Source organism: Paraburkholderia caledonica NBRC 102488 (assembly GCF_000685095.1).
GTDB classification, from domain to species: domain Bacteria; phylum Pseudomonadota; class Gammaproteobacteria; order Burkholderiales; family Burkholderiaceae; genus Paraburkholderia; species Paraburkholderia caledonica.
Genome location: NZ_BAYE01000014.1, coordinates 1 through 14,280 on the forward strand (window position 1 = coordinate 1; position 14,280 = coordinate 14,280).

The window sequence follows — 14,280 nt, forward strand, 5'->3', positions numbered from 1 at the left end:
CTGTTGGCCTGAACGGCGGCAACCTGTTCTTCCTGCTCATCAACGCCTGCTATGAGCGATGCGCAATCATCCTGACGTCAAACCGCAGCTTCGGTGAATGGGGCGAGGTGTTCGGCGACACCGCGGTAGCTGCCGCGCTGCTCGACCGCCTGCTGCATCACGCGGTCGGAGTGCACATCGAGGGTTCGTCATATCGACTGCGCGAGCACGCCGACCGACCTGCTGCCGGAGCATTTACGTAACCGTCCAGGTTCGCTTAACCAGGTTCCTGCCGAACCCATTCGTCGACGGCCCGGCCGTCCAGAACGGAGTTCTGCGGATCGCGATTCCGGTTGATCACCGATTGCATAGGGTGGGGATTTTTACCTCGATACTTCGGGGGAAATTACGCGCGGCATTGGCAAGCGACCAAAGAGAAGCGATCACGCTGCACCAAGGCCCACAAAAACCCCACCCATCCTCCCAAAACAAGTGGTTCGCAACCTATTTGAAATCGCTAACCTCATGAATAAAGTCAATAAGCGCACGCAGCGCCGGTGGCAGATGCCGGTGACCGGAATAGTAGAGGCATAAGCCCGGCACGGGTCTCACCCATTCATCAAGCACGCGCTCAAGACGGCCTTCGGCCAGGTCGTCCGCCACATACCACTCGGCAAGCTGCGCCAGCCCCACGCCTTGTCGTACGGCCTCGCGCATCAGAATGGGCGCATCGAGTACCAATGTGCCCGGCACGTCCATGTTGAACTTCTCGGTTCCCCGGTCGAATTCCCAAGGCGAGGGCACCCCGCTTGGCAGCCGGGCGCGAATGCACGAATGCTGCAGTAGATCAGCCGGCGTCATAGGCTTAGGATGCCTGACGAAATAATCAGCCGATCCCACTATGGCCACAGGCGTATCGGCTGTTATAGGCACACGGATCATGTCGCCCGGAACGCGCGAACTCGAGCGCAGCCCGGCGTCGAACCCTTCCGCGATGATGTCCACCATCCGTCCTTCGGTAACGAGATCGATGGTGATGCCAGGATGGCGGTGCAGAAATCCGACCATAACGGGCTGGAACGTCATGAGCGCCGCGCCAAGAGAACTGTTGATCCGAATGGTTCCCGTCAGCTTGCCCTCGCTCTCGCTCACCGCTGCCATTGCATCCTGGATGTGGGTCACCGCAGGTCTGATCTGATCCACGAAGCGCTGACCGGCCTCTGTCAGGGAGACGCTTCGCGTAGTACGGTGAAACAGACGCACGCCCAGCCTTGCCTCCAGGCCCGCCACGGCGTTACTCACGGCCGATGTGGACATGTCCAGATCAACTGCGGCCGATCGGAAGCCTCGCCGTCTCGCCACCGCCAGCACAACCTCGAGTTCGGTCAAACCGCTTCTGTTCATTGTTCTGGTTTCCGCGATAAGTCATCCCTGACTCACCATATTATCAAATCAATGAGTCGCCCCCAGACTGTCTGTATCCCGGCAACCGCCGGCGCTTTTGGGGAATCAATATGTGGAACATCGACAAGGCATACATAGACGGAATGTTCGTCCCCGTGCACGGTGGCGAAGTCATTGAGACGACCAACCCATCGACGGAGCAGGTCATCGGCGTCGCAACGCTGGCTAACCGTGACGACGCCAGGCGCGCAATCGCAGCCGCTCAACGCGCTCAGCAGACGCTCGCTCGCACCAGCAAGGCCGAGCGCATCGACATGCTGATGAGATTGCAGACCGCGGTTCTTGCAAGTACCGAGCGGATCCGTGACGCCACGATCGACGAATACGGCGGTCCTGTCGCGCGCGCTCAATGGGTCAGTGAATACGCGTCGCAGTGCTTCGCCAATACAGCGAAAGCGCTCGACGATTACCCGCTGACACGCCGTGTGGGAGACGCCACCGTGTTCATGGCGCCGGTGGGCGTGGCGGGCCTTATCGCGCCCTGGAACAGCACGGCCGGCACGATTTGCAGCAAGCTGGCGTCGGCGATCGCGGCCGGCTGCGCCTCGGTCATCAAGCCTAGTGAGTTGAGTCCCATCCAGACTATGGTGGTCGCCGAAGCGCTGCACGACGCCGGCTTGCCCCCGGGTGTCTTCAATATTCTGCTTGGGCGGGGCGCGGACGTCGGCGACGAAATCTGCACCAATCCCGGCGTAGCGAAGATTTCGTTCACCGGCTCGACGCCGACCGGCAAGCTCATCGCCCGCGCCGGGCTCGAGACGATGAAGCGAGTCAGTCTGTCGCTAACCGGCAAATCCGCCTCCGTCTTACTGGACGACGCAGACCTCAACAGTGCAATTCCGCTCGCGTTGAACGCCGCCTTCATGAACAACGGCCAGGCGTGCGTGGCCGGTACACGGCTTCTGGTTCCGCGATCGCGCCTCGACGAGGCAATCGAAAAGGTGAAGGCAGCGGTCGCAACCATGCGCGTAGGCGATCCGCGCGATCCATCCACCGCCGTGGGGCCGCTCGTCAACCGTGCTCAGTACGATCGCGTGCGGCATTTCATCCGCCGAGGGATCGAGCAAGGCGCTCTGCTGGTGACGGGAGGCGAGGGCCGGCCCGCAGGACTCGACAAGGGCTATTTCGTAAACCCGACGGTGTTCGCGGGCGTACGCAACGACATGGACATCGCGCGTGAAGAAATCTTCGGTCCAGTGTTGTCGATTCTGGAGTACGAAAACGAGGACGACGCCATCCGGATCGCGAACGACTCGGTCTACGGTCTTCAGGCGTACGTGTTCTCATCGCAGACCGGGAGAGCCGAGCGCGTCGCTTCGCAACTGGAAGCAGGCACGGTGCTGATCGACCGCATCAAGCCCGAACTTCTCGCGCCGTTCGGTGGGCTGAAGCAGTCCGGAGTGGGGCGGGAGTTTGGCGTCTTTGGCCTGGAGGCATTTCTGGAGCCGAAGTCCATCGTCTCGGCGTAGTGAGGCAGAACAGCTGCGGTCACACCGCATGTCCTCGCGGCGCCTCCGCAGTTACGGTGTGTGGGAGTCGCCGCTTCTCGAACAGCTGCGCGCCGTCGCGCAACCTTTCTGAAACACAGTGCAACAAACGAGCGCGCTAAAGCGCTGCATTCGGCACTGCATATCTACCTCACGCCTGTCCGCAAGCACAGCCCGAGCCTCACGGACAGGCATTTTCCCAGCATCCAGGTTCATCTCTGCTGCATCGCAAACTTCCAAACTGTAGCAGGTACAGTTAGCTGTCTGTAGTCGGTAACTGTGCCTTTTAAAAGGGTACAAAACACCTATCATTCGCGCATCCGCTTCCAAACAGGACGAGAGCAACTGGAGAACGAAGATGATTGCGTATCCGACTCATTCAGGTAACGCGCTGCTCGAACGGCCGACGCGGGATCGTACTCCTTCGGTTCGACATCCGCGGCGTTTGAGAGGCCGGGCAGGGCGCGTGGGCGCGGTGCTTCTGTTGGCGAGCCTCAGTGTCTATTGCGCGCATCTGGGGGAAGCGGTCGCGTGGTCATCGCTGAAAGGTGCCAGCTTGCCGCTCGTCGCAGCGGCCGTCGTCGGAATAAGCCTTGCCGTCGCGGCGACTCTCAAGGCGGCCGAACTGTGGGGCAGACTGCGGCAGCTCACTGCCGCGATCGAAGCAGACACCGGTGAAGGTACAGAACCCGTGTTGTCCGAGGACGGACCGCCGGCGCTCGCCAGACTGGCTCGTGCGATCAACGCGGCCGCCCGCCATCGCGCCGGTCGTCAGGCCGAGCTGCTGCAGGTGCTCGCTGCCTATGCGCACGATCAGCGCACGCCGTTGACACGCATGGGTATGCGCTGCGAACTGCTCGAAGACGCAGCGGTACGCGACGCATTGCAGCGCGATCTCGCGGAGATGGCCCAACTGGTCGAAGCCAGCGTGTCTTGCGCGAAGCTGCAATGCAGCGCCGGCGAGCGGACACAGCGGGTCGATGCGGACAATTTGCTGGGCACACTGGTCGGCGATTACCGCGAAGCCGGGCGCACTGTGGCATTGGAGGGGAGCGTGGGGCGTCCGCTCGTCACCTGTCCGCATGCGCTGCGCCGTGTGCTGATGAACCTCATCGACAATGCGCTCCGGTACGGTGGCGACGCGCGCTTATGTGTCCGCGTCGAAGCTCGCCATCTTGTCCTGGCCGTAGTGGACTCCGGGCCCGGCATTCTGCCTGCGCAAATGGACGCGGTGTTTGCTCCTTGGTACAGGTCTCCAGAGACATCCGCGCGTGCGCCGGGTTCGGGACTGGGGCTCGCGATCGCACGGCGTCTAACGCTCGCAATGCGCGGCGAACTGCAACTGGAAAACCGCTGCGCAGGCGGCCTCGAAGCGCGGCTCACCTTGCCACTCGCGACCGCCTGAATAACCTGGCATAAAAATCGCCCCTTCGTTTCTGCAGGCAGGGCTTGCATACTTAATCGACACCCGGAACAGGTACACCGCGAACCCCGGTTCGCACACGCACATCTCACGTTCTTCGGAGACGCGTTCCAACGGTGCGTCACCGGATACTTTCCGATACCGGGCCGACACATCCGGGATACATTTCGCGCTTCTAATGGATACATGGCGCGAGGTTAGCAAAGTCGAGAAAGCACTCGACGCAATACGTGCCCAGGCACATCGTAGTTGCAGTGATGGTTCTTGCAGTGACAGTTCGATAACTCAAACGATTTTCTCTCATACTTCAAAGGATCAAATCATGAAACTTCGACATCTCGTCGTGAGCAGCGGCCTCGCGATTGCCGCCGCCGCATTCGCGTACACGCCGGCCTTCGCGGCGGACGCGGCGGCGGCCGCGTCGGACAGCACCGCAGCGACCAGCAAACCGGCGCCGACGAAGAAGTCGGTTCGAGCAGCTAATCGTGCTTTCTCCAAGACGGTCCATAAGGCGATCTTCAAGACCAAAGGTCTTGAACAGTCGACAATCGCCGTTTTCGGCGATGCAAAGACGGGGCATGTAACGCTGTCCGGTCAGATCGAAAGCGAGGATCAGGAAGGTATCGCCGTCAACGCTGCAAAGAAGGTGCCGGGCGTGACCTCGGTCAGCAGCAAGCTGACGCTGCGCGAGCAAGGCGGAGGCTGATACACCGACCGGCACATGGCGCAGCGTCTGAACGGACAACTGCGCCGCACGTGTCGTCACCGGCAAGCCTCGGGCCGTTTCGCACTATGTCCACGCACGCTAATGGAGATGGATCGATGACCGTACCTTCCAAAGACCATATCGTGGTTCGCGCGCTGCTGAACGTGCTCGATCCGTCCGCGGAGCAGCTCGACGCGTGCGCGAAAAAACCGTTCGTGAAGCTCAAGAAGCGCGGCGTCAACGCATGTGCGCCCGCCGCCGACGACCATCGCCGCGTGGTGGGACGGCCGGCCAGCATCGTAGTGGTCGAGCGCTTGTCGGCGTGCACGATCAGCGTCTCGTGGAGCGACGCGTGCTCCGGCCGCTACACCGAACAGATCTGGTGCAGCGGTCTCGCTCACGTCGCCGCCGTCTGCGCGCTGACGGGCCGCGCGATCCGCCGCGGCGACCAGGTGTTTCGTCCGCGCACACGCGAAGTGCGTGTGCCGCCGAACCGCCATCAGATGATTCTTGCCGCGACGATCGGTCATCGCGCCGACCTGGCAATCGCGGGAACGTGACACTACTGGTTGCCGAGGCTCGCGGTTCGAGGCTCGCGGCTCGCGTCTTCGTGAGCGCAGCAAAGCGAGCTTCGGTTCAACCAGTCATGCGGATTCTCTCAATGCGCCCATTCAGCGCCTTTTTCGTGCTCATCGGCACCTTGCTCGCAGCGAGCGGGTACGGAGCAACGTTTTTCCTCTCGATGCATTTCCGCTCGATGGGAGGGAACGACCTCGACACCGGACTGGCGCTCGCGGAAGCGACAGTTGGCACGCTCGTCGGCGTGCCGCTGGTGGGCTGGTTCGCTCAGCGCATCGGCGCCGCTCGCACGACCGCTCTCGCGGCGTTGTGCATCGGTTCGGGCGTGGCGGGTTTTGCGTTGATCGACCGCATGAGCGGTCTCAGCGTATTTCCTGGCTTTCTCGTGGGATTCGGCTGGGGCGCGTTCTGTCTTGCTGCGCCGATGGCGCTCGCGGAACGCACGAGCGATACGGACCGCGGTTTCTGGTTCATGCGTTTCGGCACGATCCAGATGGCCGGCATCGGAGGATGTCCCGCCGCGGCCGCGTTCGCCATTCGTTCATGGCATTGGCCGCTTACGAGCGTGCTCTATATCGTCGGCGGTCTGTGCGCGCTCGCCGCGCTGATGCTCGAAGTATTCGGCCGGATCTCGCCGCATTCGTCGGCGTCGCCCGTGCAGGAGCGCTGGCTGCGCCAGATCGGCGCAATTAGCCGAACGCGTGCGGCTTATCCGATTGTGATGATTTCGCTGTGCGCCTGCGTTTTCTCAGGCTTGATGACGTTTCAGATGTCTTTCGTGCAAGGCACGCATGCGCAGGCGGGTACCTTTTTCAGCCTGTATGCGGTGACCGTCGTGGCCGCTCGCTGGCTGCTTACACGCGTCGTGATCCGGCTAAATCGCGCAGTCGCGACGAAACTGTTGCTTGGCATCATGGTGCTCGGCATCGCCGCGATGTCCGCGGTGCCGTACTACACGGGGTTCCATTCCGCGAGCGCCGTGTTGCTCGGGGCCGGTTACGGTCTCGTCTATCCGACCATTCAGGCGCAGGCGGTCAACGATTCCGCCGCGATGCACCGCCCGGCCGCGTTGACCTGGTTCGTCGTCGCGTACTTTGTCGGCACGTTCGGCTTTCCGGCGATCGGCGGCTGGGTGCTGGTTCATCTGGGCAAGATCGCTTTGATTGCGCTGATCGCGACATGTGGCCTCGCGGCGCTCATGCTCGCGATCATGCGTGACAAGCACGACAGGCTCAGCATTGGGCCGCTTGCTGGGGCTTGAATAGCCGCGCGATGAATGCGCCGGCTTACGGCGCGAGCGCGCGCAATGCATTGGCGAACCGCTCGTCGGCGAGATAAGCGACGTTGAACCGCGAGTATGCCGAGACGCGCTCAGACGCGGGCGAGAAAACGGCGCCGGGCGCGAGAATCACGCCGCGCTCCAGCATTGCCTTCGCGAGTTTCATCGAGTCGTTCCATTCGGGCAATGACGCCCACAAGTACATGCTTTGCTCGCTTTCCTTGAAGATCTCCGCGCCCAGTTTTTTGAGCGCGGTTTTTGCCGTCGCGGTTGCGCGCTTCAATTTTTCCTGAAGTTGATTCGTATGCCGAAGGAAATGGCCGTCGCTGACAATGGCCGCGAGCGTCCGCTCGCTGTATTCCGAACTGCTTACGTGAATGAGCATTTTTACATCGGCGAGATCGCTCGCGAGCGCCGCGTTGCACGCGAGAAAGCCGACGCGCAAAGCAGCCGAGACCGACTTCGAAAAGCTGCCCACATAAATGGTGCGGCGCAGTTGATCGAGTGTGGCGATACGTGTCAATGATCGCGGCCGCAGGTCGGCGAACGCGTCGTCTTCAACGATCACCGTGTCGTGTGTTTCGGCAAGTTGCAGAATGCGATACGCCTTGGCGGCGCTCGTATCGGTGGCCGTGGGATTATGTCCTACCGATTGCGTGAAGAACAGCTTCGGCCGGTGCTCGATCATGCAGCGCTCGAGTTCGGCGAGATTCGGTCCGTCTACTTCGCGCGGCACGCCGATGATATTCGCGCCGCTCAATTTCAGTTTGCCGAACAACGGATAGTAGCCAGGGTCGTCTACGAGTACGGTGTCGCCCGACCGCACGAAATAACGCAATACGAGATCCATGGCCTGGTTGGCGCCATGCGTGAGAACAATCTGTGAAGGCGCGGCCTCGATCTCATAGCCAGACAGCTTCTGTTGCAGCGATTGGCGCAGCGGCAGATAACCGTAGCGGCTGCCGTAGCGAAACAGCGACGCGACACCAGTGCGAACAACCCGCTGATGGTACTGATCGAGTCGAGTCGCTTCGAGCCATTCGATAGGCGGAAAGCCTTCGCCCAGATTGAGAACGTCGGGCTTGACCTGCAATTGCTCCCGCATTAACCAGACGGTATCCATCGCGCGATCGAGCACGCCGCTTTCTTCTGTTTCAGTAGCGGCTCTTGCTCTTTGCGCGACATAAAAACCGGAGCCTCGCCTAGGCTCGATCAGTCCGCTTGCGGTAAGCATTTCGAATGCGCTGATCACCGTGTTCTTCGAACAACCGGACGCATCAGCATATTCCCTGATCGAAGGAAGTTTTGCGCCTGCCGGAATCACGCCTTCTTCAATCTGTTTGGCGAGATTGTCTGCCATGGAACTCGACAGACTCGCACTTCTACGCAAGCTCATTAACGCGACTCCGGCGGGATATAAAAGTGTCACTGGTACAGCGGTGCAACTGTAAGCACCAACTGTACCTTTTAAAGGGGTACGGTGCGCCTATTATTGATCCTTTAGTTCATAGCCGCAAGCACGAATGAACGCGGCGACCGTAACCCCAAGGACAGTACATGGCTATTGATTCGACGCTGCCGAATTTCCGTTCACTCAGCCCGCAGGAGCGTCTCGCTCACATCTGCAAAGAGGTCGGTCTGGATGACGCGCAATATTCGCAATTGGCAAAGCCCGGCGCGTTGCCGCTCGAAACGGCGAATGGAATGATCGAGAACGCGATCGGTACTTTCGAATTGCCAATGGCGGTGGCTGGCTACTTCCAGATCAACGGCAAAGACGTCATCGTGCCCATGGCAGTAGAAGAGCCGTCTATCGTCGCGGCGGCTTCGTTCATGGCGAAACTCGCGCGAGTAAGCGGCGGTTTTCAGACGTCGAGCACCGGACCGCTGATGCGCGCACAGGTACAGGTGGTCGGCGTGAGCGATCCCTATGGCGCGAGATTGGCGATCCTCAAACACAAGGACGAATTGATCGGCCTTGCGAATAGCCGCGACAAAGTACTCATTGGCTTGGGCGGCGGTTGTCGCGACATCGAAGTGCACGTGTTTCCGGACACGCCGCGCGGTCCGATGATAGTCGCGCATCTGATCGTCGACGTGCGCGATGCGATGGGCGCGAACACCGTCAATACGATGGCCGAGTCCATCGCGGAACGGGTGGAACAGATATCCGGCGGAAAGGTTCGTCTGCGCATTCTGTCTAATCTCGCCGACTTGCGGCTCGCGCGTGCTTCCGTACGCTACTCGGCGGACACGCTCGCTACCAAAGACTATTCCGGTGAGGAAGTGATCGACGGTGTGATCGATGCGTATCTCTTCGCCGCGATCGACCCGTATCGCGCGGCGACGCATAACAAGGGCATCATGAACGGCATCGATCCGGTGATCGTCGCGACCGGCAATGACTGGCGCGCAGTGGAAGCGGGTGCGCATGCGTATGCGACGCGCGGCGGCCGTTATACGTCGCTCACAACGTGGGAAAAGGCGCAAAACGGCGACCTCGTCGGCACGATCGAAATGCCGATGCCGGTCGGACTTGTCGGCGGCGCAACGAAAACGCATCCGCTCGCGCGTCTCGCACTCAAGATCATGGACGTGAAGTCGGCACAGGAACTCGGTGAGATTGCAGTCGCCGTTGGCCTTGCGCAGAACATGGGTGCTTTGCGCGCGCTCGCAACAGAGGGCATTCAACGCGGTCATATGACCTTGCATGCACGCAACATCGCTTTGGGTGCGGGCGCAACGGGTGACGATGTTGACTGGGTAGTCAAGCAAATGATAAGTTCGGCGGACTTCCGCACCGACTTCGCATTAGAAGTTCTACAGCGTCCGCGAGATGCATGACATTTGCGCGGATACGATTTTGCCGGGGCCGCAATCGAAGGTCCTCCCAAAGCGAGACGGCGCTCTGCCGGCACCGGCTATTCCGTTGTACTGGCGCGCCGCGAACATCGCGCCAATAGTGAGCGCGCAAACGTGCGCCGATTCGCAACCAGGCGGAGTACTTTCCCGCTATATGACTGAGCTTCACTGTTGCGTGTGAGCCGCGCTTGCTTGAGCAGCGCTCATCGTGCGTGACATCTTCGCTGATTAAATTAGACGGAACCCAACCGCAACTCGAAGGCCCACGGCGAGGTTCTCGCCGTGCATGAGGCGTCGCGAGGCGCACGCCCAGAATAAAACATCTTGGTCAGGAGACAGACATTGAAATCATCCAGTGCCAGTGCAGCGCCGGCCGCCGGCGACGGGTCGGGCATTCGCGCGCACGTCGACGCGTCCGCCTTCAGGCTTGCCGAAGTGTGGGGCGATACCGTCGATCTCCGCCATCTGGCGTGGTCGGTGGCGTTAGGCGTGGCAGTTAGCGTCGCTGCGTTCGAGGCGGGCAAGGCTGTGCTGTCGTCCGCTGTCAGCGACGCGGCCATCGTGCGTGCCTACGCAATGCTGATCGGCTTGGGCGGATGCCTCGCGGCGGGCGCGCTCAGTGCGTTCTTCTTCAAGCCAAAGCGCGTGGTGATCCACCACACGGTTGGCGAATCGGACCGCCAACATGTGTTGAAGCAACTCGCTGAAGAAGGAGGCGGCATCGGATCGCTCGCCGATCTTCCGCCAAACGCTGCAGCCGAATTAAAAGAGTTGGGACTCTACGATCTGTTCGCCGCATATGAGTTATCCGAGCAAGCCGCGCAAGTAAAGGGAGAACGCTGATGGACTCGCTGCTCCAACAGTTTCCGATGGCCTTGGCGATGGGACTGCTCGGCGCTGTCGTATTCGCGGCGATCGGCCTTGTTTCCGGCACCGACGAAACGACCACGATCGCACCGTTGACCTTGCTGGTCGCATTGCTCGGCGTGCCGCCGGCTGGCGTGTTCACTTTCTTCATGGCGGGCGCGGTTGCCAAGCACATGACCCACGCCATTCCCACCGCATTGCTGGGCATTCCGGGCGACACGATGGCCGCACCGCTTCTCCAGCAAGCCGCGATGCTGCGCTCGCTTGGTGTGCCTCATATCGCGTTGCGCAAGATGATTTCTGGCGCGATCGTGGCAGCATTCGTTGCATTGCCTTTCGCCGTGCTGTTCGCCGTCATGCTCGCGCCGTTCGGCAGTTTGATCACGCGCGCCGCGCCGTGGGTGTTTCTGTTCGCGGCGGTTTGCATCGCGTACTTTTCGGCGGGACGGTGGGCCTCGGTGCTTCTATTGATTCCGTTCGTGTTGCTGATAGTCGGATTGCAAACGCTCACGCGCAGTCACGGCGTCACTCTGAGTGTCAGCTATTTTCTAGGCATTGCCATTGGCCCGCTGATCGCGGATCTGTTCTCGATACTCTCACCGGTCGAACGGCGACGCATGCGTCGCGACCACGTGTCGAACTTTGCGCTCGCGCCGGACCTCAAAGGCTGGAGCGGTTACTTTCCGAATCCGCTGAAAGTACTCGACCGGCAACAGACGGCATACACGGTCGCGACGGCGGCGGTATCGAGCGCGACCTTCGTGTTCAGTCCCGTCGCGATGACTGTACTGATGGGAGAGATAGTCGGCGCGCGAATCCGTCATGCGTACCATCGTTTGACGACGGTCATTGCCGTGCGTAACGGCGTGACCGAAGCCACTTATATTGCGGAAGCGCTGATCCCGCTGATCGCGTTCGGACTGCCGCTCAGTCCGGTGGCCGCGGGTCCTGCTGCGCCGCTCTTCAATGCGCCGCCGCGCTTCACCGTGAACACGGCGACCGGCCACATCGACAACCTTCATACGCTGATGACGACGTGGCAGTTTCTCGTCTTCGGCCTGTTGTCCATTGTGCTGGCCGCGCTGATCGCTTATCCGCTCGCGATGAACTATGCACACCGCGCCGCTTCTTTCGTCGCGCGCAAGCTGAGTCACGAGGCGATTATCGCGACGTTCTCCGGGCTGATCGTCGTGATCGGTCTTTGGGAAGGGCAGTTGCTGGGGCTTGCCGTGATCCTCACGGTCGGGCTGTTTGGCGGACTGCTGTCGCGTCTGTTTGCGTTCAATGCGGGCGTCCAGTTCATGGGCTATTACGCCGCCGTGCTGAGCGTGCCCGCAATCATCAAACTCTTCTAACACGACACGCGCTGCGCGCCTGCTGCGATGACTTCGAATCGCCAGCAGGTCAGCCGCGCCGGGCGCGCATCAAGCGGTAGGCGAAACAGAGTTCAGGAACTGGTGAATTTCAGAGACAACCGCCGCGCCGTCGCCCACTGCGGCGGCAACGCGTTTGGCCGAAGCCGCCCGCGCATCGCCGATCGCGAACACGCCCGGCACGTTCGTCTGCAAAGCGAAACAGGCCGTCTCCGGCCGCACTCCGGCGGTATAGCCCGTTTTGACGAAACCGCGTTCGTCGATCTCGACGCTGCAATCGCGCAGCCAGCGTGTATTGGGATCGGCGCCGGTGAACAGGAACAGGTGGCGCGTGGCGACACAATGCGGCCCGTCAGGCGTATCGCAGACGACCGATTCGAGTCCCCACTGATCGCTCGTGACCGCCGATACGACCGTGTTCGTATGCAGCACGATATTGCCAAGCGACGCGATGCGATCGATCAGGTAACGCGACATGCTTTTCGCAAGATCGTCGCCGCGAATCAACATATGGACGCGGCTCGCATGCGAAGCGAGGAATACCGCCGCTTGACCCGCCGAATTGCCGCCGCCTATCAGCACGACTTCAGCGCCTCGGCACGAGCGTGCCGAAGCGCAGCATCTTGCCGATGTCGGTTTCGCTGAAACGCGGATAGAGGTGATCGCGCGGCGCACCGAGCGATGCGGGAAGGCGCGGCGCCGATGTGTGTTTGCTGCTTCGATCGTGGTTCATCGGATACCTTTCCTTGCACGCGGACCGCGCGTCGCCTGGCGCGCGGCGCGGATTGGGCGGCAGGCAATCATGCCGCCGGTCACAACGACGGTCAAGACAAACGAAGGTATGCCCGCACACACATGGACCGTCCACCGGCAGAAGGTCTTCGGGCGCGGTTCCTAAGCTCGACTGACCATCTTGGGCGGCCTTGGCTCATACCTACATATGATGGCACTCCGCGCTTCGAAAGATATGCTTCTATCACGGGCGATGACGGCGAGCGACTTCCTTTCATCCGGCATGCCCGAATGAACAAGCCGCCTTCACACGGCGACCAGATGCCTGCTGCGAAGAATGTCGAAACGCTCGTGCGATTTGAACGCGAGTATCGATGTGCGTCCATCGCGGCGGCGATAGGAGAATCTCCATGACGATGATTGCGTTGATGCCGTCCGATTCCACTCGCCGATCGCCTGCACCGGTTCGAGCAGATGCCGAAGATTCTGCGTTGCAGCCGGCCGTTGGAATTCGTCGCCTGTTTGAAACTGGTCGAGCCCGCAACGCATTGGCAATCGCTGCGTGCGCGTTGCTCGTGCCGCTCTTCGACCTGGGCGACCGCGCGATCATGCTGTTCGTGACTCGCTGTTTCGCTACAACCGGTCCAGTGGCGATTGCCACAGACGTGGCCGTCTCGCTGTCGCTGCTCGCCGCCGCATTGTGGATGTACGTGCGGTATCTGCGTGTGAGTATCGAGCATCTGACAAAGGCGATCGAGTTGCACAGTGCAAGCGACGGGCATGCGCCGCTCCCCGAGCGCGGTCCGTCTGCGGTGTTGCGGTTGACGCGCGCAATCGATTTCACACGCGACCGTAATGCGGCCCGCCTCGCGGGATTGCTCGATAGTCAGGCCGCTTACGCACACGACCTGCAAGTACCGCTTGAACGCATGGGCGTTCGCTGCGAGACGCTCGACGATCTCGCGTTGCGGCGTTCGCTGACGCGCGACCTCGCCGAAATGAAGCAGCTAGTCGAGGCGAGCATGGCTTGCGCGAGAATGCAGTGCAACGTGGAAGAGCCGCCAACTCATGTGTCCGTCGACGCACTGCTAACCGGCCTGATCGACGACTATCGCGATGCCGGACATTGCATCGAACTCGAAAGCGAGGTGGGTTATTCGATCGAGACATGCCCGCATGCGCTTCGTCGCGTCCTCGTCAATCTGATCGACAACGCATTGCGTTACGGCAGCGACGTGCGTTTGCGCTTGCGAGTCGAGGCGCAAGCCGTCGTGTTCGCCGTGCTGGATGACGGACCGGGCATCGAACCGTCGCAGATGGAAGCAGTATTCGCGCCGTGGTATCGCGCGCCGCGCACTGCCGCACGCGCGCCCGGTTCGGGCCTCGGTCTCGCAATCGCGCGGCGACTCACCCATGCGATGCACGGCGAGCTTTGTCTGGAAAACCGCCTGACGGGAGGCCTCGAAGCGCGGCTCACGTTGCCGTTGATCGTCGGGTGAACCAGGCGACGCCGTGCGATTCATTCTTGC

Annotated in this window: 13 protein-coding genes and 1 pseudogene; 10 read left to right on the forward strand and 4 right to left on the reverse strand. The window is 61.2% G+C overall.

Annotation, left to right across the window (positions count from 1 at the left end):
* Positions 1-336: pseudogene (locus tag BCA01S_RS35210) on the forward strand (ATP-binding protein); the annotation flags it as partial.
* Positions 337-483: 147 nt separating this feature from the next.
* Here the strand turns inward: BCA01S_RS35210 and BCA01S_RS24430 are convergent.
* Entirely contained in the window at positions 484-1,383 is a 900-nt protein-coding gene (locus tag BCA01S_RS24430; protein WP_027779175.1) for a LysR family transcriptional regulator, read from the reverse strand.
* A 110-nt stretch (positions 1,384-1,493) separates the two neighbouring features.
* Between BCA01S_RS24430 and BCA01S_RS24435 the strand changes: the two genes are divergently transcribed.
* The 5 genes from BCA01S_RS24435 (at position 1,494) to BCA01S_RS24455 (ending at position 6,899) form a co-directional block, all read left to right on the forward strand.
* A complete protein-coding gene (locus tag BCA01S_RS24435) occupies positions 1,494-2,912 on the forward strand; it encodes an aldehyde dehydrogenase family protein (protein ID WP_027779176.1) in 1,419 nt (472 codons plus the stop codon).
* Positions 2,913-3,288: 376 nt separating this feature from the next.
* Complete coding sequence (locus BCA01S_RS24440; protein WP_027779177.1) at positions 3,289-4,335, forward strand: sensor histidine kinase; 1,047 nt, start codon at positions 3,289-3,291, stop codon at positions 4,333-4,335.
* 340 nt (positions 4,336-4,675) lie between these two features.
* On the forward strand, positions 4,676-5,059 hold the full coding sequence (locus BCA01S_RS24445; RefSeq protein ID WP_027779178.1) for a BON domain-containing protein: 384 nt from the start codon (positions 4,676-4,678) through the stop codon (positions 5,057-5,059).
* Between the two features lie 116 nt (positions 5,060-5,175).
* Complete coding sequence (locus BCA01S_RS24450) at positions 5,176-5,619, forward strand: DUF3331 domain-containing protein (protein ID WP_027779179.1); 444 nt, start codon at positions 5,176-5,178, stop codon at positions 5,617-5,619.
* Positions 5,620-5,705: 86 nt separating this feature from the next.
* Complete coding sequence (locus BCA01S_RS24455) at positions 5,706-6,899, forward strand: MFS transporter (RefSeq protein WP_255218481.1); 1,194 nt, start codon at positions 5,706-5,708, stop codon at positions 6,897-6,899.
* Between the two features lie 25 nt (positions 6,900-6,924).
* Here the strand turns inward: BCA01S_RS24455 and BCA01S_RS24460 are convergent, their stop codons facing one another.
* The gene (locus BCA01S_RS24460) at positions 6,925-8,313 is read right to left on the reverse strand and encodes an aminotransferase-like domain-containing protein (protein WP_027779181.1); all 1,389 of its coding nucleotides are present in this window, start codon (positions 8,311-8,313) and stop codon (positions 6,925-6,927) included.
* 161 nt (positions 8,314-8,474) lie between these two features.
* Between BCA01S_RS24460 and BCA01S_RS24465 the strand changes: the two genes are divergently transcribed.
* From BCA01S_RS24465 to BCA01S_RS24475, 3 genes are all read left to right on the forward strand, one after another.
* The gene (locus BCA01S_RS24465; RefSeq protein ID WP_027779182.1) at positions 8,475-9,761 is read left to right on the forward strand and encodes a hydroxymethylglutaryl-CoA reductase, degradative; all 1,287 of its coding nucleotides are present in this window, start codon (positions 8,475-8,477) and stop codon (positions 9,759-9,761) included.
* Between the two features lie 360 nt (positions 9,762-10,121).
* On the forward strand, positions 10,122-10,622 hold the full coding sequence (locus BCA01S_RS24470; protein ID WP_027779183.1) for a hypothetical protein: 501 nt from the start codon (positions 10,122-10,124) through the stop codon (positions 10,620-10,622).
* Positions 10,622-12,001 carry a tripartite tricarboxylate transporter permease gene (locus BCA01S_RS24475; RefSeq protein WP_027779184.1) on the forward strand — a complete coding sequence of 460 codons (1,380 nt, stop codon included), beginning with the start codon at positions 10,622-10,624 and terminating at the stop codon, positions 11,999-12,001. The genes BCA01S_RS24470 and BCA01S_RS24475 overlap by 1 nt, the downstream gene beginning before the upstream one ends.
* Positions 12,002-12,070: 69 nt before the next feature.
* On the opposite strand, the gene BCA01S_RS24480 is transcribed toward BCA01S_RS24475, so the two are convergent.
* Positions 12,071-12,601 (reverse strand): NAD(P)/FAD-dependent oxidoreductase, encoded by a 531-nt coding sequence (locus BCA01S_RS24480; RefSeq protein ID WP_027779185.1) that lies wholly within the window; start codon positions 12,599-12,601, stop codon positions 12,071-12,073.
* A gap of 4 nt (positions 12,602-12,605) precedes the next feature.
* Positions 12,606-12,752 carry a hypothetical protein gene (locus tag BCA01S_RS38610; RefSeq protein ID WP_169740543.1) on the reverse strand — a complete coding sequence of 49 codons (147 nt, stop codon included), beginning with the start codon at positions 12,750-12,752 and terminating at the stop codon, positions 12,606-12,608.
* Positions 12,753-13,161: 409 nt separating this feature from the next.
* On the opposite strand from BCA01S_RS38610, the gene BCA01S_RS24490 reads away from it, so the two are divergent.
* Positions 13,162-14,250 (forward strand): ATP-binding protein, encoded by a 1,089-nt coding sequence (locus BCA01S_RS24490; protein WP_027779186.1) that lies wholly within the window; start codon positions 13,162-13,164, stop codon positions 14,248-14,250.
* Positions 14,251-14,280 lie beyond the last annotated feature (30 nt).

Bases quoted from the DNA above. Each gene is read 5' to 3' on its own strand.
- BCA01S_RS24460 (WP_027779181.1), bottom strand. From the start codon at position 8,313: ATGAGCTTGCGTAGAAGTGCGAGTCTGTCGAGTTCCATGGCAGACAAT.
- BCA01S_RS24430 (WP_027779175.1), bottom strand. From the start codon at position 1,383: ATGAACAGAAGCGGTTTGACCGAACTCGAGGTTGTGCTGGCGGTGGCG.
- BCA01S_RS24445 (WP_027779178.1), top strand. From the start codon at position 4,676: ATGAAACTTCGACATCTCGTCGTGAGCAGCGGCCTCGCGATTGCCGCC.
- BCA01S_RS24440 (WP_027779177.1), top strand. From the start codon at position 3,289: ATGATTGCGTATCCGACTCATTCAGGTAACGCGCTGCTCGAACGGCCG.
- BCA01S_RS24450 (WP_027779179.1), top strand. From the start codon at position 5,176: ATGACCGTACCTTCCAAAGACCATATCGTGGTTCGCGCGCTGCTGAAC.
- BCA01S_RS24465 (WP_027779182.1), top strand. From the start codon at position 8,475: ATGGCTATTGATTCGACGCTGCCGAATTTCCGTTCACTCAGCCCGCAG.
- BCA01S_RS24435 (WP_027779176.1), top strand. From the start codon at position 1,494: ATGTGGAACATCGACAAGGCATACATAGACGGAATGTTCGTCCCCGTG.
- BCA01S_RS38610 (WP_169740543.1), bottom strand. From the start codon at position 12,752: ATGAACCACGATCGAAGCAGCAAACACACATCGGCGCCGCGCCTTCCC.
- BCA01S_RS24455 (WP_255218481.1), top strand. From the start codon at position 5,706: ATGCGGATTCTCTCAATGCGCCCATTCAGCGCCTTTTTCGTGCTCATC.
- BCA01S_RS24490 (WP_027779186.1), top strand. From the start codon at position 13,162: ATGACGATGATTGCGTTGATGCCGTCCGATTCCACTCGCCGATCGCCT.
- BCA01S_RS24475 (WP_027779184.1), top strand. From the start codon at position 10,622: ATGGACTCGCTGCTCCAACAGTTTCCGATGGCCTTGGCGATGGGACTG.